We start from the raw sequence: 24,712 nt of genomic DNA, 5'->3' as shown, positions 1-24,712 counted from the left end.
CGCGATCAACCACGATAGCGCAACGCCTCCAGCAGCAACGCAAACGCCGGTGCTGCCTGACGTCTGCTTGGGTAATACAGGTGATAGCCGGCAAATGTCGGGCACCAGTCTTCAAGTACTTGCAGCAAGCGTCCATCGGCCAGATACGGCGCGACGATGTTTTCCGGGATGTAGCTCAGACCAAAACCATCCAGCGCGGCATCCAGCAACGGATAGACGCCGTTCAGGGTGACTTGCCCGGTCACGCGCACTTTCAGGCTTTCGCCATCCTTTTCGAACTCCCAGCTGTAGAGCCCGCCGTTGGTGGGCAGGCGCAGGTTGTTGCAGGCGTGATCGGTCAGGTCGCGCGGGGTTTGCGGAGCAGGGCGACGGGCGAAATAGGCCGGCGAACCGACCACCGCCATGCGCATGTCTGGGCCGATGCGCGTGGCGATCATGCCTTGGGCGACGTCTTCGCCCAGACGAATGCCAGCGTCAAAACCTTGCCCGGCGATGTCGACGAAACCGTAATCGCAGCTGACTTCTACGCAGATGTCCGGGTACTTGGGCAGGAAGTCTTTGAGCACCGGGCGCAGCAGCCAGTCCAGCGAATGGTCGGTGGCATTGATGCGGATCTTGCCTGCCGGTGTTTCGCGCAGGTTGCTCAGGGCGGCAAGTTCCACCTCGATCTCTTCGAAGCGCGGGCCGATGGTTTGCAGCAGATGTTCACCGGCCTCGGTGGGGGAAACGCTACGAGTGGTGCGCGTCAACAGGCGCAGGCCAAGGCGCGCTTCGAGCGCCCGAATGGTATGGCTCAACGCTGATTGCGAGACGCCGAGTTTGGCCGCCGCTTTGGTGAAGCTGCGTTCACGGGCCACGGCGAGGAAGGCGAGCAGGTCGGTGGCGTTTTCTCGGAGCATTGATGAGTGTCCTGCATAAGTTTTTTCGAATTCTAGTCGATTATTTGAAGAGTATGGATCGGTAAAGTGCAGGCATTGATTCTCTGGAGGACATTGCCATGAACCCGATTGCTGCTTCTGCGTTGACCCTTTCCCTGCTGGCGGGCGAGGTGCAGGCCAATGAACAACCGCGCGTGACCGTGATGCCCAACGGCTCGCAACCTTCGGCCCGTGGCCCGGCGGATTGGTTCACCGGCACGGTGCGCGTCGATGCGCCGTTCAAGGGTTCGGATGCGGCGCGGGTCAGCGGCGCGACGGTGACGTTCGAGCCGGGTGCGCGGACGGCGTGGCATACGCATCCGCTGGGGCAGACGTTGATCGTCACGGCTGGCTCAGGGTTTGTGCAGGAATGGGGGCAACCGGTTCGCGAGATTCGCCCCGGTGATACGGTGTGGATTGCGCCCGGCGCCAAGCATTGGCACGGGGCCGCGCCCACCACGGCGATGACCCATATCGCCATCGCTGAAGTGCTTGATGGCAAAGTTGTGGATTGGATGGAACAGGTGAGTGCCGAGCAGTATCCACAATCCGAGTAAAACCTTTCCCTCACCCCAGCCCTCTCCCGGAGGGAGAGGGGGCCGACCGAGGTGTCTTGCATCACCCGCCGACATGAAATTGCCGTGTCGATTATGGCTTCACAGCAAGACGTGCAGGTCGGTGCAGCTCTTGAATATCCCCGAATCGGTTTCCTCTCCCGGAGGGAGAGGGGGCCGACCGAGGTGTCTTGCATCATCCGCCGACATGAAATTGCCGTGTCGATTATGGATTCACAGCAAGACGTGCAGGTCGGTGCAGCTCTTGAATATCCCCGAATCGGTTTCCTCTCCCGGAGGGAGAGGGGGCCGACCGAGGTGTCTTGCATCATCCGCCGACATGAAATTGCCGTGTCGATTATGGCTTCACAGCAAGACGTGCAGGTCGGTGCAGCTCTTGAATATCCCCGAATCGGTTCCCTCTCCCGGAGGGAGAGGGGGCCGACCGAGGTGTCTTGCATCATCCGCCGACATGAAATTGCCGTGTCGATTATGGCTTCACAGCAAGACGTGCAGGTCGGTGCAGCTCTTGAATATCCCCGAACCGGTTGCCTCTCCCGGAGGGAGAGGGGGCCGACCGAGGTGTCTTGCATCACCCGCCGACATGAAATTGCCGTGTCGATTATGGCTTCACAGCAAGACGTGCAGGTCGGTGCAGCTCTTGAATATCCCCGAATCGGTTCCCTCTCCCGGAGGGAGAGGGGGCCGACCGAGGTGTCTTGCATCCTCCGCCGACATGAAATTGCCGTGTCGATTATGGATTCACAGCAAGACGTGCAGGTCGGTGCAGCTCTTGAATATCCCCGAATCGGTTTCCTCTCCCTTGGGAGAGGGTTAGGGTGAGGGGCTGTGCTCAGGCGTTTAAATCATCTCCGGCAATGAAGAAAGAATCTTGTCCAGCGTAATCGGGTAATCCCGCACCCGTGCCCCGGTCGCGTTATAGATCGCATTCGCCACCGCCGCGCTCACCCCGCAGATCCCCAATTCACCGACGCCCTTGGCCTTCATCGGCGAAGAAATCGGATCGGTTTCATCGAGGAAAATCACCTCCTGATGGGGAATGTCGGCATGCACCGGCACCTCGTAGCCGGCCAAGTCATGGTTGACGAAAAAGCCGAGCTTCTTGTCCACCGCCAACTCTTCCATCAGCGCTGCGCCGACGCCCATGGTCATCGCGCCGATCACCTGACTGCGCGCCGCTTTCGGGTTGAGAATCCGCCCGGCCGCGCACACCGCCAACATCCGCCGCACCCGCACTTCGCCGGTTGCCGCATCCACCGCGACCTCAACGAAATGCGCGCCGAAAGTCGATTGCTGGTACTGCTCGGCAAGGTCGGCGAACTCGATGCTGTCTTCGGCCGTGATCGCGCCGTTTTGCGTGGCATTACGCAGCGGTACCTGCTTGTCGCCAACACGCACCTGACCGTCAACAAACTCGGCTTGATCCGCCGCCAAACCCAACTTGCCAGCCACCGCCTCACGCAGTTTCATGCATGCGGCGTAGACGCCGGCGGTCGAGCAGTTGGCGCCGAATTGTCCGCCCGACCCGGCCGAGACCGGAAAATTCGAATCGCCCAGGTGCACCGTCACATCCTTCAGGCCCACGCCCATCATTTCGGCGGCAGTCTGCGCAATGATCGTGTAGCTGCCGGTGCCAATGTCGGTCATGTCGGTTTCCACCGTGACCTTGCCGTCACGCTCCAGGCGCACCCGCGCACCGGATTTGACCAGCAGGTTGTTGCGAATTGCCGCAGCAACGCCCATGCCGATCAGCCAGCGGCCTTCGCGACGGCTGCCGGGTTTGGTATTGCGCTTATCCCAACCGAACTTCTCGGCACCGGTTTGCAGGCATTCGATCAAGCGTCGTTGGGAAAACGGCCGCTCGGTTTTCACCGGGTCGACTTGGGTGTCGTTGAGAATGCGGAACTGGATCGGATCAAGTTTGAGCTGCTCGGCCATTTCATCCATGGCGATTTCCAGCACCATCAACCCCGGGGTTTCGCCAGGCGCACGCATGGCGTTGCCTTCCGGTAGATCCAGCGGGGAAAGGCGCATGCTTACCAGGCGATTTTCCGCGGCGTACAACAATTGGCTCGGTTGCGCGGCGACTTCGACTTTGCCTTCCGCGAGGTTGCCCGACCAGCCTTCGTGGGCAATGGCGGTGAGTTTGCCGTCCGCCGTCGCGCCCATGCGAATGTGCTGAATGGTCGCTGGACGGTGGGTGGTGTTGTTGGCCATTTGCGGGCGGGCGAGGGCGACCTTCACGGGTCTACCCGCCATCCGCGCGCCGAGGGCGGCGAGAATGGCGTCGGCGCGCACGAACAACTTGCCGCCAAAACCGCCGCCAATGTACGGCGAAATCAAGCGGACCTTTTCCTTGGGCAAACCGAGGGTGGTGGCGATGTCGCCGACGCTCCAGGCGATCATCTGATTCGACGTCCACAGGGTCAGTTGATCGCCTTTCCAGGCGGCCAGCGTGGCGTGGGGTTCCATCATCGCGTGGGACTGATCCGGCGTGGTGTAGGTCTGGTCGAACTGTACTGGCGCAGCGGCGAAGGCTTTGGCGAAATCGCCGTGTTTGACATCGGGCAATTCGTCTTTCGGCTCAACGCCTTGGTCACGCACGCTGGCCAGATCGAACTTGCCTTCGGCGGCGACGTAATCGACCTTGCCCATTTGCGCGGCAGCCCGGGCCTGCTCGAAAGTTTCCGCGACCACCAGCGCAACGGCCTGGTGATAGTGCTGAATCTCTGGCCCGGCCAGCAACGGCGCGGCGTTGTATTTGCCCTTGCCGAGTTTGCCAGCGTTGGCGGCAGTGACGATGGCGAGTACGCCGGGTGCGGCTTTGGCGTCCTCAAGATCGATGTTGTTGATCCGCCCCTTGGCGATGGCCGAGCCGACCATGAAACCGTAAGCCTGATTGGCCACTGCCTCGTGTTGCTCATAGGCATAAGGCGCCTGACCGCTGGTTTTCAGCGGACCTTCGACGCGGTCAGTAGGTTGGCCGATGACCTTCAACCGGTCGATCGGGTTGGTGGTGGCCGGCGTGTCGAATTTCATGCTTCGTCCCTCGCTTGCGCCAACACCGAACCGAGCGTGCGCTCGACCAGGGTCAGTTTGAATTGGTTGTCATGGGTCGGCGTGGCACCGTCGAGCAGGCGTTCGCTGACGGCTTTGGCGCCTTTGGGCAGCAAGGCTTCGGCGGCTTCGACACGCCATGGTTTCGGCGCGATGCCACCCACGGCGACACGTCCGCTGCCGTCCTTTTGCAGAATCAGGCCGACCGATACCAGCGCAAAGGCGTACGACGAACGATCACGCACCTTGTGATAAATATGCGTACCGCCGACGGGCACCGGCAGGGTCACGGCGGTGATGAATTCGCCGGGCGTGAGGCTGGTTTCGATGTTCGGCGTGGTGCCCGGCAACTGATGGAAATCGGCCATGGCGATGCTGCGTGTGCTGCCGTCAGGTTTGACCGTTTCGATCTGCGCATCGAGTGCGCGCATGGCGATGGCCATGTCGCTCGGGTGCGTGGCGATGCACGCCTCGCTGACGCCGATGACCCCCAGTTGTCGACTGACCCCGCCAATTGCCGCGCAGCCGCTGCCGGGTTGGCGTTTGTTGCAGGCCTGATTGGTGTCGTAGAAGTACGGGCAACGCGTGCGTTGCAAAAGGTTGCCAGCGGTCGTCGCCATGTTGCGCAACTGGCCGGAAGCCCCGGCTAGCAAGGCGCGGGAGAGCAGGGCATAGTCTTTTCTGATGCGCTGATCCGCCGCCAGATCGGTGTTGCGCACCAGCGCGCCGATGCGCAAACCGCCATCGGGCGTGGCTTCGATTTGATCAAGGCCCAAGTGATTGACATCGATCAGGTGCAGCGGGGTTTCGATGTCGAGTTTCATCAAGTCGAGCAGATTGGTGCCGCCGGCGATAAAACGCGCGCCTTCGGCCTGCGCCGCTTGCGCAGCGGCGGCGGGAGAATCGGCGCGGCTGTAACTGAACGGCCTCATGCTGGCACCTCCGCGACTTCAGTGATGGCTTCGATGATGTTCGAGTAGGCGCCACAACGGCAGATATTGCCGCTCATGCGCTCCTGAAACTCACTGGCGATCAGTTGCGGCGGCTCGGTCAAGCTGGCGCTGGCGTGGCTGGGGATGCCGTCGCGGATCTCCTTGATGACGGCGACTGCCGAGCAGATCTGCCCCGGCGTGCAATAACCGCACTGATAGCCGTCATGCTTGATGAACGCGGCCTGCATCGGGTGCAATTTGTCAGGCATCCCGAGGCCCTCGATGGTGGTGACGTCACTGCCTTCGTGCATGACTGCCAGGGTCAGGCAGGAATTGATCCGGCGGCCATCGGCGATCACTGTGCAGGCGCCGCACTGGCCGTGATCGCAGCCTTTTTTAGTGCCGGTCAGTTGCAGATGTTCGCGCAGGGCATCGAGCAGGGTGGTGCGGGTATCGACGTCCAGTTCACGCGGTTTGCCATTGACGTTGATCGTCACTTTGCTCATGGCCGGTTGCTCCAGGTTGGCCGCATAGGCCTTGAGGCTGATAAACGGCGGCATGGCGAATGCCGTTGCGGTGACGGCGCCAAGGATCAGAAATCTGCGTCGGGAAATCGTCATGGTTCGATTCCTTTTACTCAATCAGGGCAGCAGGGGGCTAGTGGCCCAAACGGGCATGCCGGCGTGTTCACCGGTCTCGTTAAGGAATGACTGTTGAAGAGAGGAAAAGGTTTTTGCGGATTTTCGCTATAGAGTTATGAGTTTGGTTCATTAATCGGGTGTTGGAGGGGGAAGATCATAGGATCGCAGCCTTCGGTAGCTCCTACACGAATCCCTGTAGGAGCTGCCGAAGGCTGCGATCTTTTGATCTTGAAATTGCAAAAAAAACGGCACCCGAAGGTGCCGTTTTTGTTTGTAGCGCTCGAGCTGTCAGCCCGCCAGACCCGCCTGCTGAACCAGAGTCAGCAATGGCTGCGGGTACACACCCAGGAAGAACGCGACCAGGGCGATGGCCAGCAGCATCACGCCGCCTGCCTTCTGTTCCCAGTGCAGCTGGGCGTCGTGGCGACGCAGGTTTGGCTCGATCAGGTACAGGGTGACCATCACGCGCAGGTAGTAGAAGACGCCGATGGCGCTGCCCAGCACCAGCGCGCCGACCAGCCACCATTGGTGCGATTCAACACCGGTAGCGATGATGTAGAACTTGCCGATGAAGCCAGCAGTCAGCGGGATACCGGCCAGGGACAGCATCATCACGGTCAGCACGGCGGTCAGGTACGGGCGGCGCCAGAACAGGCCGCGGTATTCGTACAGGGCATCCGCGTCACGGCCGTTGTACGGCGAGGACATCAGAGTGATCACGCCGAACGCGCCGAGGCTGGTGATCACATAAGTCACCAGGTACACGCCAATGGCTTCCACCGCCAGACCTTTGCTCGCCACCAGTGCGATCAGCAGGTAGCCGAAGTGCGCGATGGACGAGTAACCGAGCAGACGCTTGAGGTTGCTCTGGGTCAGGGCCAGCAGGTTACCGAACAGGATCGAGGCGATCGCGATGACGGTCAGCACGTCGCTCAATACGCCACTGCTGGCGGCAGGGGAGATCTGGAACAGACGCACCATCACCGCAAACACTGCAACCTTCGACGCGGTTGCGAGGAACGCAGCCACCGGTGCCGGAGCACCTTCGTAAACGTCCGGCGTCCACAGGTGGAACGGTACCAGCGACAGCTTGAACGCCAGACCGATCAGCATCATGCCCAGGCCCAGTTGCGCCAGCGAGCTAGGCAGGCCAGTCGCAGCCAGAGCCTGACCGATACCGACGAAGCTCAGCGAACCCGAATCGGCGTACAGCAGCGCCATACCGAACAACAGGAACGCGGAACCTGCCGCCGACAGCACCATGTACTTGATGCCGGCTTCCAGCGAACGCTTGTTGAAGAAGGCGTAAGCCACCAGACCGTAAACCGGTACCGAGAGCAGTTCCAGACCGATGAACAAACCGGCCAGGTGCTGCGCGCTGACCAGAACCAGACCACCAGCGGCGGCCATCAGGATCAGCAAGTACAGTTCTTCACGGTTGCCCGGGTAGCCCGAACCGCCATCGCCCAAATAGGCGTGGGCGAGGGTGACGCAGGCGAGGGTGGCGACCAGGATCAGCGCCATGTACAGGCAAGCGAACGTGTCGATCTGCAGCAGTGGAGTCACGGCCAGAGGCGCGACTTTCAGGGCTGGCAGGATCGACAGCAAGGCCAGGTTCAGACCGGCGACCGAGATCAGGAAGGTCTGCGAGTGGTTGCGGCGCCAGGCGATTGCCAGCATCACCACGATAATGGTGAGGCTGGTGATCAACAGTGGCGCAAGCGCAATAAAGTGTTGAATCGTGAATTCCATAGCGCTCTTACCGGGCCGAAGCGAGTTGAGTGAAGGCGGTGCCGAGCCACTGCTGAACGCCATGCATCGTGGCGGCAGAAGTGTCGAGGAACGGTTGCGGGTAGACGCCGATGTAGATCAGCAACACCGCAAGGCCTAGCACCATGATCAGTTCGCGAGCGTCCATACCGTGCAGGATCGAATCCGATTTCGCCGGACCGAAGTAGGCACGGTGGATCATGATCAGCGAGTAGACCGAACCGAACACCAGGCCGGAAGTGGCAATCGCAGTGATCCACGGCCAGCTGGCGAAAGAGCCGATCAGGATCAGGAACTCACCGACAAAGTTACCGGTACCCGGCAGACCCAAAGACGCGGCTGCAAAGAACAGGCTGATCGCCGGCAGGTAAGCGATACGCGACCACACACCGCCCATCTCACGCATGTCCCGAGTGTGCAGACGCTCGTACAACTGACCGCTGAGGATAAACAGTGCCGCCGCCGACACACCGTGCGCCAACATCTGGATCACTGCACCTTGCAGGGCCAGTTGGCTGCCGGAGTAGATGCCGATCAACACGAAACCCATGTGGGAAACGGACGAGAAGGCGATCAGACGCTTGATATCGGTTTGTGCGAAAGCGAGGAACGCACCGTAGAAGATCCCGATCAGACCGAGGGTCATGGCGATCGGCGCGAACTCGGCCGAAGCGTTCGGGAACAGCGGCAGGGCGAAACGCAGCAGACCGTAGGCAGCGGTTTTCAGCAAGATACCGGCGAGGTCGACGGAACCGGCAGTCGGCGCCTGGGCGTGAGCATCAGGCAACCACGAGTGAAACGGTACGACCGGCAGCTTGACCGCGAAGGCGATGAAGAAGCCGAGCATCAGGATGTACTCGGTGGTCATCGACATCTTGGTTTTCAACAGGTCGGCGTAGTTGAAGGTAATCACGCCAGTGTTGTTGAAGTTGACCAGCACCAGACCGAGGATCGCCACCAGCATGATCAGGCCGGACGCCTGAGTGAAGATGAAGAACTTGGTCGCCGCGTAGATCCGGGTTTTCTTGCCGTCCGAAGAACTGTGACCCCAGAGCGCGATGAGGAAGTACATCGGCACCAGCATCATTTCCCAGAAGAAGAAGAACATGAACAGGTCGAGGGCGAGGAACACGCCGACAACGCCGCCCAGGATCCACATCAGGTTCAGGTGGAAGAAGCCAACGTGACGTTGAATCTCTTTCCACGAGCAGAGTACCGAGAGGATACCCAGCAGACCGGTCAGCAGGATCATCAACAGCGACAGGCCGTCGAGGGCCAGGTGCACGTTGATGCCGAAGCGCTGGATCCAGACATGCTTGAACTCAAGCGCCCAGGTCGGATCGGCGCCAGGCGCCGGGGCAAATGAATAGTCACCGTGGGCCCACAGCCAGAGGCCGAGGGCGAGTTCCAGGGTCATGGTCAACAGCGCAATCCAGCGCGGGAGGGTAGCGCCGAAGCGCTCACCCATCCAGCACAGCAGGCCGCCGATGAAGGGGATCAGGATTAGCCAAGGCAGAATCATGACGGGCTCGTTTCCTTTCGCAAATTCGCAAGGTTCATATCAGACCGCTACCAGCACGATGGCGCCGATAACCAGCACGGCACCAGCAGCCATGGAAGCCGCATACCAACGCAGTTGACCGGTCTCGGTGCGGCTCAGGGCAGTGTGACCACCCTTGGCCATACGCGGGATCAGACCGATGGTCTGGTCGAGCGGGTCTTTGCGCAGTACGTGGCTGATCGCAAGGTACGGCTTGACGAACAGTTTGTCGTAGATCCAGTCGAAGCCCCAGGCAGCGAACCACCAGGCCGAAAGGAAACGGCCGATGCCGCTGTTGGCGATGGCCGTGACGAAGCGACGCTTGCCGAGGAACAGCAGCGCTGCCAGCAGGATACCGGCCAGAGCGATGGCGCCCGAAGCGATTTCCAGACTGTGCTTGGCTTCGCCACCGGCATGGCCAACGCTTTCTGGCAGCACGCCATGCAGCGGTGGCACGATCATGGCGCCGACGAAAGTCGACAGTACGATCAGCACCGACAGTGGCAGCCAGTGCGAGATGCCGTGACCGGCGTGGGCTTCAGTCTTGGCTTCACCGTGGAACGTGATGAAGATCAGGCGGAAGGTGTACAGCGAGGTCATGAATGCGCCGACCAGACCTGCGTAAAGCAGACCGTGGTTGCCGCTGGCGAACGCTTCCCAAAGGATTTCGTCCTTGGAGTAGAAGCCTGCGGTGACCAGTGGCAGGGCAGCCAGTGCCGCGCCGCCGACGATGAAGCTGGCGTAGGCCAGTGGCAGTTTTTTCCACAGACCGCCCATCTTGAAGATGTTCTGCTCGTGGTGGCAGGCAACGATCACCGCACCGGAAGCAAGGAACAGCAGGGCCTTGAAGAAGGCGTGGGTCATCAGGTGGAAAATCGCGCCATCCCAGGCACCAACGCCCAGCGCCAGGAACATGTAGCCGATCTGGCTCATGGTCGAGTAGGCGAGGATACGTTTGATGTCGGTTTGAACCAGTGCCGCGAAACCGGCCAGTACCAGGGTTACGCCACCAACGATGCCGACCAGGTGGAGGATTTCCGGCGCCAGGGTGAACAGGCCGTGGGTACGGGCGATCAGGTAAACACCGGCGGTCACCATGGTTGCGGCGTGGATCAGTGCCGAAACCGGGGTCGGGCCAGCCATCGCGTCCGCGAGCCAGGTTTGCAGCGGCAGTTGTGCCGATTTACCGACTGCGCCACCCAGCAACATCAGCGTCGCCAGGGTGATCCAGAAGTCGCCGACCTGGAATTTCTGCGGTGCCAGCACCAGCAGTTCCTGGATGTTCAGCGTGCCCACTTGCTGGAACAGTATGAACAGGCCGATGGCCATGAACACGTCGCCGATCCGGGTCACGATGAAAGCCTTGAGTGCGGCGTTACCGTTGTTGCGGTTGCTGTAGTAGAAACCGATCAACAGGTACGAGCACAAGCCCACGCCTTCCCAGCCGAAGTACAGGAACAACAGGTTATCGCCGAGCACCAGGAACAGCATGCTGGCGATAAACAGGTTGGTGTACGAGAAGAAGCGCGAGTAGCCCGCTTCGCCACGCATGTACCAGGACGCGAACAGGTGGATCAGGAAACCGACGCCAACGACCACACCGAGCATGGTGATCGACAGACCGTCGACGTAGAGGGCGAAGTCAGGCTTGAAGCCTTCGACCGCCATCCACTTCCACAACACCAGGGTGTAGTGACCGCCTTCGGGTGGCGCGACGTTGAATTGCCAGATGACGTAGGCGGCGACAATCGCCGACAAGCCAATGGAACCCACGCCGATCAGCGCCGAGAGGTTTTCCGACCAGCGTCCACGGGAGAACGACAGCAGCAGGAAACCGATCAGAGGGAATACGAAAGTCAGAAAGATCAGGTTCATCCGCGCATCTCACTGGCAGCGTCGATATCGAGCGTATGGAAGCGGCGATACAGTTGCAGCAGGATCGCCAGACCAATACTGGCCTCGGCAGCTGCAAGGCTGATCACCAGGATGAACATGATCTGTCCATCCGGCTGGCCCCAACGGGCGCCCGCAACAATGAACGCCAGTGCAGAGGCGTTCATCATCACTTCCAGACTCATCAACACGAACAAAATGTTGCGGCGGACCATCAGGCCGACCAGACCAAGGCAGAACAGGATGCCGGCGACGGCCAATCCATGCTCGAGAGGGATAGCAGGCATGACTTACTCCTTCGCCTCGTTACGGCCCAAATGGAACGCCGTGACGGCTGCGGCGAGCAGCAGCATCGAGGCGAGTTCGACCACCAGCAGGTACGGACCGAACAGGCTGATGCCCACGGCTTTCGCGTCTACGGTGGTGTGGCCGATGGCCTGACCGCTCTGGTGAGCGAACAGCACATACAGCAGTTCGGCCAGCAGCAGCCCGGCGAGAATCACCGGCCCTGCCCAGATACCGGGCTTGAGCCAGGCGCGTTCTTGCTGAACCGCGGCGGGGCCGAGGTTGAGCATCATCACCACGAACACGAACAGCACCATGATGGCGCCGGCGTAGGCGATCACTTCCAGCACGCCGGCGAACGGTGCGCCGAGTGCGAAGAAGGTCATGGCCACAGCGATCAACGAGATGATCAGGTAGAGCAGGGCGTGCACAGGGTTGGTGTTGGTGACCACACGTAGCGTGGCCACAACAGCGATACCCGATGCGAAATAGAAAGCGAATTCCATCGTTCTTCCTTAAGGCAGCAAGCTCTTCACGTTGATCGGTTCGGCTTCGTTCTGTGCGGCGCCTTTCGGCTTGCCAGCGATTGCCATACCTGCAACACGATAGAAGTTGTAATCAGGGTTTTTGCCGGGGCCGGAGATCAACAGATCTTCTTTCTCGTACACCAGGTCCTGACGTTTGAACTCGGCCATCTCGAAATCCGGCGTCAGCTGGATTGCGGTGGTCGGACAGGCTTCCTCGCAGAGACCGCAGAAAATGCAGCGCGAGAAGTTGATACGGAAGAAGTCCGGGTACCAGCGACCGTCTTCGGTTTCAGCTTTCTGCAGCGAGATGCAACCCACCGGGCAAGCCACGGCGCACAGGTTGCAGGCAACGCAACGCTCTTCGCCATCGGGGTCACGGGTCAGAACGATACGACCACGGTAGCGTGGTGGCAGGTAGACCGCTTCTTCCGGGTATTGCAGGGTGTCGCGCTTGCGAAAGCCATGGCCGAAGACCATGACCAGGCTGCGCAACTGGGTACCAGTACCCTTAACGATGTCGCCAATATATTTGAACATGGGTCAAATCCTCACTGAACCGCGACTGCTGGCGTGTTCCACAACACGACTGCAGCGGTCACCAGCAAATTGATCAGGGTCAGTGGCAGGCAGAATTTCCAGCTGAAATCCATCACCTGGTCATAACGCGGACGCGGAATGGAAGCGCGCAGCAGAATGAACAGCATGATGAAGAACGCGGTCTTCAGTGCGAACCAGAGGAAGGACAGTTGCGGCAATATGCCGAACGGACCATGCCAGCCACCGAAGAACAGGGTGACCAGCAGCGCCGAGATCAGGATGATGCCGATGTATTCACCGACGAAGAACATGCCCCATTTCATACCGGCGTATTCAATGTGGTAACCGTCGGCCAGTTCCTGTTCCGCTTCCGGCTGGTCGAACGGGTGACGGTGAGTCACGGCGACGCCAGCGATGAAGAAGGTACAGAAGCCGAAGAACTGCGGAATGATGAACCACAGGTTCTGCGCCTGGTACTCGACGATGTCGCGCATGTTGAACGAGCCGACCTGCACCACGATGCCCATCAGGGCCAGGCCCATGAACACTTCGTAGGACACGGTCTGCGCCGAAGCACGCAGCGCACCGAGCAGGGCGAACTTGTTGTTACTCGACCAGCCGGCGAACAACACCGCGTAGACCGAAAGACCGGCCATGGCGAAGAAGAACAGCAGGCCGATGTTCAGATCCGCCACGCCCCAGGTCGGGGTGATCGGGATGATCGCAAACGCGATCAGCAGGGCGGACATGGCTACAACCGGCGCCAAAGTGAAGATCACTTTGTCGGCAAACGGCGGGGTCCAGTCTTCCTTGAAGAACATCTTCAGCATGTCGGCGGCGATCTGGAACATGCCAAACGGGCCAACGCGGTTCGGACCGTAACGGTCCTGCCACCAGCCCAGCAGGCGACGTTCGACAAAGCTGAGCAACGCGCCCGCGACCACCACGGCCAGCAGAATCACGATGGCTTTGACGACCGTCAGGATCACATCGATCACTTCAGGGGTGAACCAGGTCATTGCGCTGCCTCCTGCAGACCGTCGACGGATACGCCGGCGAATGCCGGTGGAATGCCGGCGATGCCCGCAGGCAATGCCACCAGACCGGCGCCCAGTTCTTCATTGATGCGCAGCGGCAGACGCAGGGTCTGACCGGCCACGTTCAGGCTCAGCAGGGCACCGTCGTTGACGCCCAGACGATCCGCTTCGGACTTGGCCAGTGCCACGTAAGCAGCCGGAATACGCTCTTGAACCGGTGCGGCTTTCGAAGAGTTCTCTTCGCTGCCGAACAGGTGGAAGAACGGCACGGCTTGCCAGGTGCCCGGCGCCGGGTTGAATGCGCGCGGTGCAGCAGCGAACCAGTTCAGCGAATCACCGGTGCTTTCGATCAGGCGGGTGCCCGGGTCGCCTGCACGGATGTGACCACCAACTTCGTCCTGGAACTTGTTCCACGCTTGTGGCGAGTTCCAGCCCGGCGACCATGCAAATGGCACCTGCTGACGCGGTTCGGCAGAGCCCGAGTAACCTTCCATGGAGAAGGCGAACGCGGTGTCTTTGTCTTGCGGGGTGCGTGGTTCGTGAACGCTGATGTCGGCGCGCATTGCGGTGCGACCGGAGTAACGCAGCGGCTCACGCGCCAGTTTCAGACCCTTGATGCGGAACGCCGCCGATGGTGCAGCGTCGACGATACGCGCCAGTTGCTCGGTGCTCGAAGCAACGGCAGCGGTGACGTGGTCGAGTTGCGTCCAGTCGATCGGCTGGTTCAGCAAGGTCGCGCGCAGGGCGTGCAGCCAGCGCCAGCCTTCGTGAACCAGAATGCTTGCGTCGAGGTATTGCGGGTCGAAAACCTGGAAGAAGCGCTGGGCGCGACCTTCCTGGCTGACCAGCGTACCGTCGCCTTCGGCGAAGCTTGCCGCTGGCAGAACCAGGTGCGCGCGGTCGCTGGTCGCAGTCTTCTGATGATCAGCAACGATCACCACTTGCGCAGCGTTCAGCGCAGCATCGACCTTGTCTTTGGCGGTGCGGGTGTACAGATCGTTTTCCAGCACGACGATAGCGTCAGCCTTACCGTCGATGACGGCTTGCAGCGCAGCGTCGACCGATTCGCCACCGAGCATGGCCAGACCAAGGCTGTTGGCTTCCGGGACGATCAGGCTGATCGAACCGTTTTTCTCGCGCAGCTTCAACGCCTTGGCGATGTTCGCCGCGGCTTCGATCAAGGCTTTGGAGCCCAGCGACGTACCGGCGATGATCAGCGGACGTTTGGCCGCGAGCAGGGCGTCAGCAATACGCTGAGCCAGTTCCAGTGCTTCGGCGTCCAGACCTTCAACGGCCGGGGCGCTGGCGTCCAGTGCGTGAGCAACGGCGAAACCGATGCGCGCCAGATCGTCAGGCGCTGCGTGTACGCATTCTTCAGCGATGTCGTCGAGCTTGGTTTCCGCCAGGCTGGCGATGAACAGCGGGTTCAGCGCGTGCTGACCGATGTTCTTCACGGCGGCGTCGAGCCAAGGCTGAACGCGCATGGCTTCGGCCATGTCTTCAGCTTTGCCTTTGACCGATTGACGCAGCGACAGCGCCACACGGGCGGCGGTCTGGGTCAGGTCTTCACCGAGGACGAAAATGGCGTCGTGGTCTTCGATGTCGCGCATGTTCGGCACAGGCAGCGGGCTGTCTTTCAGCACTTGCAGGACCAGACGGATGCGCTCCAGTTCGGAGGCTTCGATACCCGAATAGAAGTGCTCGGCGCCGACCAGTTCGCGCAACGCGTAGTTGCTCTCGAGGCTGGCACGCGGCGAACCGATACCGACGATGTTGCGACCGCGCAGCAAGTCAGCGGCTTTATCCAGTGCAGCATCCAGACCGAGCTTGGTACCGTCGGCCAGCAGCGGCTGACGTGGACGGTCGGTGCGGTTGACGTAGCCATAACCGAAACGGCCACGGTCGCACAGGAAGTACTGGTTCACCGAACCGTTGAAACGGTTTTCGATGCGCCGCAGTTCGCCGTAACGCTCGCCCGGGGAAATGTTGCAACCGCTCGAGCAGCCATGGCAGATGCTCGGCGCGAACTGCATGTCCCACTTGCGGTTGTAGCGTTCGGAGTGAGTCTTGTCGGTGAACACACCGGTCGGGCAGACCTCGGTGAGGTTGCCGGAGAACTCGCTTTCGAGGGTGCCGTCTTCAACGCGACCGAAGTACACGTTGTCGTGGGCGCCGAACACACCGAGGTCGGTGCCGCCAGCGTAATCCTTGTAGAAACGCACGCAGCGGTAGCAAGCGATGCAGCGGTTCATTTCGTGGGAAATGAACGGGCCCAGTTGCTGGTTCTGGTGGGTGCGTTTGGTGAAGCGATAACGGCGCTCGTTGTGGCCGGTCATCACGGTCATGTCTTGCAGGTGGCAATGACCGCCTTCTTCGCACACAGGGCAGTCGTGCGGGTGGTTGGTCATCAGCCATTCGACAACACTGGCGCGGAACGCCTTGGATTCTTCATCTTCGATGGAGATCCAGGTGTTGTCGGTGGCAGGGGTCATGCAGGACATGACGATGCGACCACGGGTGTCGTTCTCGTCGGTGTACTGCTTGACCGCACACTGGCGGCAAGCCCCGACGCTACCGAGCGCGGGGTGCCAGCAGAAATATGGAATGTCGAGGCCCAGCGACAGACATGCCTGTAACAGGTTGTCTGCCCCGTCGACTTCGAGCGCTTTGCCGTCTACGTGGATAGTGGCCATGGTTCAAAGGTCTTCGTTGGCCCGGTGTCAGCGGGCGTGGCTAATGGAATCTTGTTATCCGTGCGAATCAAACCAGCCTCGAAAGGCGTCATCGCAGGAGGAGAAGGGCCCAGGCCCTTCACCTGTTAAGCGTTTACGCGCCGATTACGATCGGCCTTGCCAGAGGCGGGACGGCGGCGCTGACTGGCGCGATACCGGCTTCGAACTCTGGACGGAAGTATTTGATGGCACTGCCCAACGGTTCCACGGCACCCGGTGCGTGAGCACAGAAGGTCTTGCCCGGGCCGAGGAAGTTGACCAGACCCAGCAGGGTCTCGATGTCGCCTGGCTGACCGCGGCCTTGTTCGATGGCCATCAAGAGCTTGACGCTCCATGGCAAACCATCGCGGCACGGGGTGCAGAAACCGCACGACTCACGGGCAAAGAACTGCTCCATGTTGCGCAGCAAGGAGACCATGTTGACGCTGTCGTCCACCGCCATGGCCAGGCCGGTACCCATACGGGTGCCCACTTTGGCGATGCCGCCGGCGTACATTTGCGCGTCGAGGTGTTCAGGCAGGAGGAAACCGGTACCGGCGCCGCCTGGCTGCCAGGCCTTGAGCTTGAAGCCGTCGCGCATGCCGCCGGCGTAGTCTTCGAACAACTCGCGTCCGGTGACGCCGAATGGCAGTTCCCACAGGCCGGGGTTTTTCACTTTGCCGGAGAAGCCCATGAGCTTGGTGCCCATGTCTTCGCTGCCTTCGCGGGCCAACGATTTGTACCAGTCAACGCCGTCGGCAATGATCGCCGGCACGTTGCACAGGGTTTCCACGTTGTTCACGCAGGTCGGTTTGCCCCACACGCCAACAGCGGCAGGGAAGGGCGGCTTGGAGCGCGGGTTGGCGCGGCGGCCTTCGAGGGAGTTGATCAGTGCAGTTTCTTCACCGCAGATGTAACGCCCGGCGCCGGTGTGGACGAACAGCTCGAAATCAAAACCGCTGCCGAGAATGTTTTTACCCAGCAGGCCCGCAGCCTTGGCTTCTTCCACAGCACGGTTGAGGTGCTTGGCGGCGGTGGTGTACTCGCCACGCAGGAAGATATAGCCACGGTAGGTTTTCAGCGCGCGGGCACTGATCAGCATGCCTTCGATCAGCAGATGGGGCAGTTGCTCCATCAGCATGCGGTCTTTCCAGGTGTTCGGCTCCATTTCATCCGCGTTGCACAGCAGGTAGCGGATGTTGATGGATTCGTCCTTGGGCATCAGGCCCCACTTCACGCCCGTGGGGAAGCCTGCACCGCCGCGACCCTTCAAGCCTGCATCTTTCACAGTCTGGACGATGGCGTCCTGATCCATGTCGGCGAAGGCTTTGCGCGCAGCGGCGTAACCGTTCTTGGCCTGGTACTCGTCGAGCCACACGGCTTCGCCGTCATCGCGCAGACGCCAGGTCAGCGGGTGAGTCTCGGCCGAACGCTGAATGCGGTTGGCAGGACCGAAAGATGTCAGGGTCATACGTAGCCCTCGAGCAGTTTGGCGACGCCAGCAGGCTGCACATCACCAAAGGTGTCGTCGTCGATCATCAGCGCCGGTGCCTTGTCGCAGTTGCCGAGGCAGCAGACCGGCAGCAGGGTGAAACGACCGTCGGTGGTGGTCTGACCCAGGCCGATGCCCAGATTGTTCTGGATTTCGCTGACCACCGACTCGTGGCCACCGATGTAGCAGACCATGCTGTCGCAAACGCGAATGATGTGACGGCCAACCGGCTGACGGAAAATCTGGCTATAGAACGTCGCCACACCTTCAACGTCGCTGGCGGGGATGCCGAGGATCTCGCCGATCGCGTACAGGGCGCCATCCGGCACCCAGCCGCGTTCTTTCTGAACGATCTTCAGGGCTTCGATCGACGCCGCGCGCGGGTCTTCGTAGTGATGCAGCTCGTGCTCGATGGCCGAGCGCTCGGTTTCACTGAGGGTGAAACGGTCTGTCTGGATAAGCGTGCTGTTCATGCTTAGCGGTCCACGTCGGCCATAACGAAGTCGATACTACCCAGGTACGCAATCAAGTCCGCGACCATGCTGCCTTTGATCACCGAAGGGATCTGTTGCAGATGCGGGAAGCTTGGAGTGCGGATCCGGGTACGGTAGCTCATGGTGCCGCCGTCGCTCGTCAGGTAATAACTGTTGATGCCCTTGGTCGCTTCGATCATCTGGAAGGATTCGTTGGCCGGCATCACCGGGCCCCACGAAACTTGCAGGAAGTGCGTGATCAAGGTTTCGATGTGCTGCAGCGTGCGCTCTTTCGGCGGCGGCGTGGTCAGCGGGTGATCCGCCTTGTACGGGCCTTCCGGCATGTTGCGCATGCACTGGTCGATGATCTTGATGCTCTGGCGCATCTCTTCGACGCGAACCATGCAGCGGTCGTAGGCATCGCCGTTGGCGGCCAGCGGTACTTCGAACTCGAAGTTCTCGTAGCCGGAGTACGGACGCGCTTTACGCAGGTCGAAATCGCAACCGGTCGAACGCAGGCCGGCACCGGTGACGCCCCATTCCAGGGCTTCTTTGGTGTTGTACTGGGCGACGCCGATGGTACGACCCTTGAGGATGCTGTTCTGCAGGGCAGCCTTGGTGTATTCGTCGAGGCGTTTTGGCAGCCATTCAACGAAGTCTTTCACCAGTTTTTCCCAACCGCGCGGCAGGTCGTGGGCAACGCCACCGATGCGGTACCAGGCCGGGTGCAGACGGAAACCGGTAATGGCTTCGATCACCGTGTACGCCTTCTGGCGGTCGGTGAAGGTGAAGAACACCGGCGTCATCGCACCAACGTCCTGGATGTAAGTACCCAGGAACAGCAGGTGGCTGGTGATCCGGAAGAACTCGGCCATCATGATGCGGATGACGTCGACCTTCTCGGGCACCTTGATGCCGGCCAGCTTCTCGACCGAGAGCACGTACGGCAGGTTGTTCATCACGCCGCCGAGGTAATCGATACGGTCGGTGTACGGAATGAAACTGTGCCACGACTGACGCTCGGCCATCTTCTCGGCACCACGGTGGTGGTAACCGATGTCCGGCACGCAGTCGACGATCTCTTCGCCGTCCAGCTGCAGAATGATGCGGAACGCACCGTGCGCCGAAGGGTGGTTCGGGCCGAGGTTGAGGAACATGTAGTCCTCGTTCGTCCCGGAGCGTTTCATGCCCCAGTCTTCCGGACGGAAGCGCGCGGCTTCTTCCTCAAGCTGTTGCTTGGCGAGGTTGAGGCTGTACGGATCGAATTCGGTCGCACGCGCCGGGAAGTCCTTGCGCAGCGGGTGACCTTCCCAGGTCGGCGGCATCATGATGCGCGACAGGTGCGGGTGACCTTTGAAGTCGATGCCGAACATGTCCCAGACTTCACGCTCGTACCAGTTGGCGTTCGGCCAGATGCTGGTGACGGTCGGCAAGCTGAGGTCGCTTTCGGACAAGGCGACCTTGATCATCACGTCACTATTACGCTCCAGCGACATGAGGTGATAGAACACGGTGAACTCGGCGTCGCTCGGCAGGCCTTGACGCTTGGTGCGCAGACGCTCGTCCACGCCGTGCAGGTCATAGAGCATGACGTACGGCTTGGGCAGGTTGCGCAGGAAAGTCAGGACTTCAACGAGCCTGGCGCGCGCAACCCACAGCACCGGCATGCCGGTGCGGGTCGACTGAGCGGTGAACGCTTCGGCGCCAAAACGGTTGTTCAATTCAACGACCACATCCTGGTCGTCTGCCTTATAAGGCGGGATGTACAGAGCGCTGCCTGTAGTCATGGTTATTTTTTCGCTTTCGGTCAACGTAAAGAATGAAGCCAGCTTCTCGTTTCTTTTTTAAGAACAGATCTGGATCAGACTTCGTCAGGGCTGCGCAGATTGGTGACTGCGATTCGCTGTTCGCGGCGCTGTTCCTTCTGCGAAGGCATGTCGGCGCGATAAACGCCTTGATCACCAACGACCCAGGAAAGCGGGCGACGCTCCTGTCCAATCGATTCCTGCAACAGCATCAAGCCTTGCAGAAATGCTTCTGGACGGGGCGGGCAGCCAGGTACGTAGACGTCCACGGGCAGGAACTTGTCCACCCCTTGAACCACAGAGTAGATGTCGTACATGCCACCGGAGTTGGCGCACGAACCCATGGAGATAACCCACTTCGGCTCGAGCATCTGCTCGTAGAGACGCTGAATGATCGGCGCCATCTTGATGAAGCAGGTACCGGCGATAACCATGAAGTCGGCCTGACGCGGCGATGCCCGGATAACTTCGGCGCCGAAGCGCGCGATGTCGTGGGGCGCCGTGAAGGCGGTGGTCATTTCCACGTAGCAGCACGACAGGCCGAAGTTGTACGGCCACAGGGAGTTCTTACGTCCCCAGTTGACCGCGCCACTCAGCACGTCTTCCAGCTTGCCCATGAAAATGTTTTTGTGGACTTGATCTTCTAACGGATCGGAAACGGTTTCCCGTTCGCCAATCGGATACTGCTCGTTAGGAGCATCGGGGTCGATCCTGGTGAGATTGTATTGCATTGCCAAAGCCTCATTGTTTCAGCTTCGCCTGCCGCTTGCGACGAGCTTCCGGAGCCCAGTCAAGGGCGCCCACTCGGAACAGGTAGACAAGACCTGCCAACAGAATTGCTATGAAAACGAGAGCTTCGACGAATCCGGTCCAGCCGCTTTCGCGGACGGACACAGACCATGCAAAGAGAAAGAGGGCTTCGATATCGAAGATCACGAAGAGCATCGCGACCAGATAGAATTTGGCTGAGAGCCGCAAGCGGGCGCCACCGGTAGGTAGCATGCCGGACTCGAACGGTTCGTTTTTGCTGCGACCCCAGGCTTTTGACCCGAGGAGGCTGGAGACGCCAAGCATGAAGGCACACAGGCCGACGACACCCAGAAGGAAAATGGCAAAGCCCCAGTTGTGGGCCATGAGTCCTGTCGCTTCGGGCATGCTGGTAATCCTTAACAGAGAGCAAAGGTCTCTGAGCTTGATAAAGAAATAGGCAGTGACGATATGTCGCAGCAATCAATCGCGCTGATTTTATGGCTAAACACCCTGCAAGTAAAATTCCTATAGCGAAATTATTTATTGGAATAAGGACATAGCGCATCTCCACTGCCCTGCAGCCCATGCGTTGCGGGCATTAGGCGGGTTTATGCAAATAATGTTTTGTAGGGAATGTAACGAACATAGTTGCGGCTAAATGATAATTGATATCGTTTGTAGTGGTTTTGTAACTGTTTAACGGGATGGAAGTTGGGAAGTTGTCTTACTTGCGCGTTACTGCAAGTAGCGACGGGGCCCGTTTTAGCGGATTTTTCTGACGGATGTACCGCGCTGGATCAATGTTTTCTCCGAACGACGCCGATCCCTGTAGGAGTGAGCCTGCTCGCGATAGCGGTGGGTCAGTCACAGTATGCGCAAGCTGACACACCTCTATCGCGAGCAGGCTCACTCCTACAGGGATTTGTGGTGTTCATTAAATCGGGGCAAAAAAACGCCCCGAACCAGTCGGGGCGTCAGTTTTTCGGCTCTGCGGTTAGCTTTTTATTCGATCCGCAGAGGCCGTTTGCTCAGGCGAAGCAGATCAGTGGAACTGTTCTTCTTCAGTCGAACCGGTCAGTGCGGTTACCGAAGACGAGCCACCTTGAATCACGGTGGTCATGTCGTCGAAGTAGCCGGTGCCCACTTCCTGCTGGTGAGCCACGAAGGTGTAACCCTTGGCAGCGTCAGCGAATTCCTGCTCTTGCAGCTTCACGTAGGCAGTCATGTCGTTGCGGGCGTAGTCGTGCGCCAGGTTGAACATGCTGTGCCACATGTTGTGAATGCCAGCCAGGGTGATGAACTGGTGCTTGTAACCCATGGCGGACAGTTCGCGCTGGAACTTGGCGATGGTCGCGTCGTCCAGGTTTTTCTTCCAGTTGAAGGAAGGCGAGCAGTTATACGACAGCAGTTGGTCCGGGTATTCCTTTTTGATCGCTTCAGCGAAGCGACGAGCCTCGTCCAGATCCGGCTTGGCGGTTTCGCACCAGATCAGGTCGGCGTATGGCGCGTAAGCCAGGCCACGAGCGATGGCTTGATCGAGGCCAGCGCGAACCTTGTAGAAACCTTCCTGAGTGCGCTCGCCAGTCACGAACGGCTGGTCGTACGGGTCGCAATCGGAAGTCAGCAGGTCAGCAGCGTTCGCGTCGGTACGGGCCAGGATGATGGTCGGCGTACCGGCAACGTCAGCGGCCAGACGTGCAGCGGTCAGCTTCTGTACGGCTTCCTGGGTAGGAACCAGTACTTTACCGCCCATGTGGCCGCATTTTTTCACGGAAGCCAGTTGGTCTTCGAAGTGAACGCCGGCGGCGCCTGCTTCGATCATGCTCTTCATCAGCTCGTAAGCGTTCAGGACGCCACCGAAACCGGCTTCAGCGTCAGCCACGATCGGCGCGAAGTAGTCGATATAGCCGTCGTCGCCCGGGTTCTTGCCGGCTTTCCACTGGATCTGGTCAGCACGACGGAACGAGTTGTTGATGCGCTTGACCACGGTTGGAACCGAATCCACCGGGTACAGCGACTGGTCCGGGTACATGGATTCAGCGGAGTTGTTGTCCGCAGCAACCTGCCAGCCCGACAGGTAGATCGCCTGGATACCGGCTTTAACCTGCTGAACAGCCTGGCCACCGGTCAGGGCGCCCATGCAGTTGACGAAATCTTTCTCAGGACGGAAGGACGGCTTGGCACCCTGGGTGACCAGGTTCCACAGCTTGTCGGCGCCCATTTTTGCAAAGGTGTGCTCAGGTTGAACCGAGCCACGCAGACGGACGACGTCAGCAGCGGAGTAAGTGCGTGTCACGCCTTTCCAGCGCGGGTTTTCAGCCCAGTCTTTTTCGAGGGCTGCAATTTGCTGTTCGCGTGTCAGTGCCATGGAGATAAACCTCGTCGCGTCTTTTATGAAAAGTTGTTCTGCGGTGGAAAATTCCTGCGCTCGCTGACCAGAAGCTTAGGTGGTCAAGTCGGTTTCGGCGGGGTAGGCGACGGGATGAACGATGGGCTCGAGGGGAAGTGAGCAGGTAGTGGCGGACTGTGGGCGCATTCGGGCGTCGTGGGCCTCTATACGGTCTACAGTGTGGAGCCGGGTTACCTAATTACGCTTCCGTCCCTCGGGACAACTTCGTTCCAGTCGGCAACCTCGTCAAACACACCTTGTGGGCGGTACAGACACGAAACGGTTCGCGGGGTAGGTGCGAACATCGCTTCGAAGGCCCTTGCCAGGGCCTCTGATTAGCGGGAGCGAGGCCATCATGCCTTCGCTTTTTTGCCTCGTCAAACGTTTTGTAGTGCTTTTTTTCAAGCACTACATCTTTCGTCTAATACGACTAATCAGTCAGTTTTCGGTGCTTTAGTCCAACGTGTCGACTTTGACCCGCAAGGTCATGTCATCCCGACCTTGAGTCGAGTAGCTGCGGGTCAGACCCTGTTTGTCAGCCTGGGTCTGGCTGTTGACGCCGGCGAGGGTGATCCATTCACCGAGGCGTCCGCTGACAGTTGTGTCGGTACTTTGTACGTTCACTACATCGGAACGTTCCTGGCTCATTCGGTCATTGTTGGTCGTGATCGCCAGGTGAACGGTGTCGCCGGTGACGCTGGCGGTGACGTAAAACCCTCGAGTGACGTTGCGGTATTGGGTCTGGCTGTTGTAACCGCCATAGGAATCGCTCTGCACGTTGGTGATCGGCACGCTTTGCCCGACCTGGATCAGCGCCGGCATGCCTTCGCTGGCTTGCACCTGTTGCACGCCGCCGTTACGGCTGGTGGTGCTGCGGCTGATGATGCGGGTTTGACTTGGCTGGGCGCCATTGACCGAATAACCCTCGTCGCCCCGACCATTGTTTTCGTTGGTGTCGACGGTGATCAGCAGGCGCTTGGGCGCGGTGTCGAGTTGGGTGATCAGCGCCTTGAGTTCCTGGATCTTGTCCGGCTCTGCCTTGATGATCAGTTGATTGCCGTAGGCGCTGACTTGACCGTCCTTGCCGAGGAAGTCTTGCGCCATTGGCAGCATGTCGGTGCTGGTGCGGTAATTGAGAGGCACGATTTCTGTGGCTGCCATCACCGAAAAACTGCAGCCGAGCAGCAGGGTGGTGAGCAGGGTGCGTAGGGACATGTCCGTTATCTCCGCTTTCGAAAGGCTTGATATTGCCAGTTTGTCGGCCTGGGGTGGGGCAAGTTGAATCGTAGACAGCAAAACGCCCCGGCATCGGTGATGCCGGGGCGTTTTGGGGTGTGCTTGCGGGCGCCATCGCGAGCAGGCTCACTCCTACAGGGAATCG

General features: G+C 59.9%; 21 protein-coding genes. 2 read left to right on the top strand and 19 right to left on the bottom strand.

Translation table 11 applies throughout. From position 1 onward, the window contains the following. Window positions 1-5: 5 nt before the first annotated feature. Window positions 6-899: a LysR family transcriptional regulator gene (locus AK821_RS16700; RefSeq protein WP_064390687.1), complete on the bottom strand. Its 894-nt coding sequence runs from the start codon at window positions 897-899 to the stop codon at window positions 6-8. Between the two features lie 98 nt (window positions 900-997). Here AK821_RS16700 and AK821_RS16695 point away from each other — a divergent pair, with 98 nt between their 5' ends. Together AK821_RS16695 and AK821_RS16690 are read left to right on the top strand one after the other, a co-directional pair. Beyond that, on the top strand, window positions 998-1,474 hold the full coding sequence (locus AK821_RS16695; protein ID WP_064390686.1) for a (R)-mandelonitrile lyase: 477 nt from the start codon (window positions 998-1,000) through the stop codon (window positions 1,472-1,474). Between the two features lie 84 nt (window positions 1,475-1,558). After that, complete coding sequence (locus AK821_RS16690) at window positions 1,559-2,314, top strand: hypothetical protein (RefSeq protein ID WP_064390685.1); 756 nt, start codon at window positions 1,559-1,561, stop codon at window positions 2,312-2,314. Window positions 2,315-2,332: 18 nt separating this feature from the next. Here AK821_RS16690 and paoC read toward each other — a convergent pair whose 3' ends face one another. The 18 genes from paoC to AK821_RS16600 form a co-directional block, all read right to left on the bottom strand. Next, on the bottom strand, window positions 2,333-4,531 hold the full coding sequence (gene paoC / locus AK821_RS16685; protein ID WP_064390684.1) for an aldehyde oxidoreductase molybdenum-binding subunit PaoC: 2,199 nt from the start codon (window positions 4,529-4,531) through the stop codon (window positions 2,333-2,335). Next, window positions 4,528-5,481: an FAD binding domain-containing protein gene (locus tag AK821_RS16680; protein WP_064390683.1), complete on the bottom strand. Its 954-nt coding sequence runs from the start codon at window positions 5,479-5,481 to the stop codon at window positions 4,528-4,530. Before AK821_RS16680 ends, paoC begins: the two co-directional genes overlap by 4 nt. Further along, on the bottom strand, window positions 5,478-6,101 hold the full coding sequence (gene paoA / locus AK821_RS16675; RefSeq protein ID WP_064390682.1) for an aldehyde dehydrogenase iron-sulfur subunit PaoA: 624 nt from the start codon (window positions 6,099-6,101) through the stop codon (window positions 5,478-5,480). The genes AK821_RS16680 and paoA overlap by 4 nt, the downstream gene beginning before the upstream one ends. 309 nt (window positions 6,102-6,410) lie before the next feature. Next, window positions 6,411-7,874, bottom strand: coding sequence for an NADH-quinone oxidoreductase subunit NuoN (gene nuoN, locus AK821_RS16670; protein ID WP_064390681.1), 1,464 nt, complete (start codon window positions 7,872-7,874; stop codon window positions 6,411-6,413). 7 nt (window positions 7,875-7,881) lie between these two features. Next, the gene (nuoM, locus tag AK821_RS16665; RefSeq protein WP_007920174.1) at window positions 7,882-9,414 is read right to left on the bottom strand and encodes an NADH-quinone oxidoreductase subunit M; all 1,533 of its coding nucleotides are present in this window, start codon (window positions 9,412-9,414) and stop codon (window positions 7,882-7,884) included. Between the two features lie 39 nt (window positions 9,415-9,453). Next, window positions 9,454-11,307 (bottom strand): NADH-quinone oxidoreductase subunit L, encoded by a 1,854-nt coding sequence (gene nuoL, locus AK821_RS16660; RefSeq protein ID WP_007920175.1) that lies wholly within the window; start codon window positions 11,305-11,307, stop codon window positions 9,454-9,456. Then, window positions 11,304-11,612 (bottom strand): NADH-quinone oxidoreductase subunit NuoK, encoded by a 309-nt coding sequence (gene nuoK / locus AK821_RS16655; RefSeq protein WP_003223790.1) that lies wholly within the window; start codon window positions 11,610-11,612, stop codon window positions 11,304-11,306. The genes nuoL and nuoK overlap by 4 nt, the downstream gene beginning before the upstream one ends. A gap of 3 nt (window positions 11,613-11,615) precedes the next feature. Then, entirely contained in the window at window positions 11,616-12,116 is a 501-nt protein-coding gene (gene nuoJ / locus AK821_RS16650; RefSeq protein WP_008082850.1) for an NADH-quinone oxidoreductase subunit J, read from the bottom strand. Window positions 12,117-12,125: 9 nt separating this feature from the next. After that, window positions 12,126-12,674, bottom strand: coding sequence for an NADH-quinone oxidoreductase subunit NuoI (nuoI, locus tag AK821_RS16645; RefSeq protein ID WP_016987418.1), 549 nt, complete (start codon window positions 12,672-12,674; stop codon window positions 12,126-12,128). Window positions 12,675-12,685: 11 nt separating this feature from the next. Beyond that, window positions 12,686-13,693 carry an NADH-quinone oxidoreductase subunit NuoH gene (gene nuoH, locus AK821_RS16640; protein WP_064390680.1) on the bottom strand — a complete coding sequence of 336 codons (1,008 nt, stop codon included), beginning with the start codon at window positions 13,691-13,693 and terminating at the stop codon, window positions 12,686-12,688. Further along, complete coding sequence (gene nuoG / locus AK821_RS16635) at window positions 13,690-16,404, bottom strand: NADH-quinone oxidoreductase subunit NuoG (RefSeq protein ID WP_064390679.1); 2,715 nt, start codon at window positions 16,402-16,404, stop codon at window positions 13,690-13,692. Before nuoG ends, nuoH begins: the two co-directional genes overlap by 4 nt. 133 nt (window positions 16,405-16,537) lie before the next feature. After that, on the bottom strand, window positions 16,538-17,893 hold the full coding sequence (gene nuoF, locus AK821_RS16630; protein WP_007920184.1) for an NADH-quinone oxidoreductase subunit NuoF: 1,356 nt from the start codon (window positions 17,891-17,893) through the stop codon (window positions 16,538-16,540). After that, the gene (nuoE, locus tag AK821_RS16625; RefSeq protein WP_007920186.1) at window positions 17,890-18,387 is read right to left on the bottom strand and encodes an NADH-quinone oxidoreductase subunit NuoE; all 498 of its coding nucleotides are present in this window, start codon (window positions 18,385-18,387) and stop codon (window positions 17,890-17,892) included. Before nuoE ends, nuoF begins: the two co-directional genes overlap by 4 nt. A gap of 2 nt (window positions 18,388-18,389) precedes the next feature. Further along, window positions 18,390-20,174, bottom strand: a complete 1,785-nt coding sequence (nuoC, locus tag AK821_RS16620; RefSeq protein ID WP_064390678.1) for an NADH-quinone oxidoreductase subunit C/D — start codon at window positions 20,172-20,174, stop codon at window positions 18,390-18,392. Between the two features lie 74 nt (window positions 20,175-20,248). Next, window positions 20,249-20,923: a NuoB/complex I 20 kDa subunit family protein gene (locus AK821_RS16615; RefSeq protein WP_003223809.1), complete on the bottom strand. Its 675-nt coding sequence runs from the start codon at window positions 20,921-20,923 to the stop codon at window positions 20,249-20,251. Window positions 20,924-20,933: 10 nt separating this feature from the next. Beyond that, entirely contained in the window at window positions 20,934-21,347 is a 414-nt protein-coding gene (locus tag AK821_RS16610) for an NADH-quinone oxidoreductase subunit A (protein WP_003223812.1), read from the bottom strand. Window positions 21,348-21,984: 637 nt separating this feature from the next. Continuing rightward, the gene (gene aceA, locus AK821_RS16605; RefSeq protein ID WP_007920195.1) at window positions 21,985-23,310 is read right to left on the bottom strand and encodes an isocitrate lyase; all 1,326 of its coding nucleotides are present in this window, start codon (window positions 23,308-23,310) and stop codon (window positions 21,985-21,987) included. A 474-nt stretch (window positions 23,311-23,784) separates the two neighbouring features. Continuing rightward, complete coding sequence (locus AK821_RS16600; protein ID WP_064390677.1) at window positions 23,785-24,546, bottom strand: secretin N-terminal domain-containing protein; 762 nt, start codon at window positions 24,544-24,546, stop codon at window positions 23,785-23,787. Window positions 24,547-24,712 lie beyond the last annotated feature (166 nt).

This window comes from Pseudomonas sp. RIT-PI-r, assembly GCF_001297015.1.
In the GTDB taxonomy this organism is placed as follows: domain Bacteria; phylum Pseudomonadota; class Gammaproteobacteria; order Pseudomonadales; family Pseudomonadaceae; genus Aquipseudomonas.
Note: the sequence above shows the minus strand (reverse complement) of the source record. Positions and strands in the feature narration are given on the sequence as shown.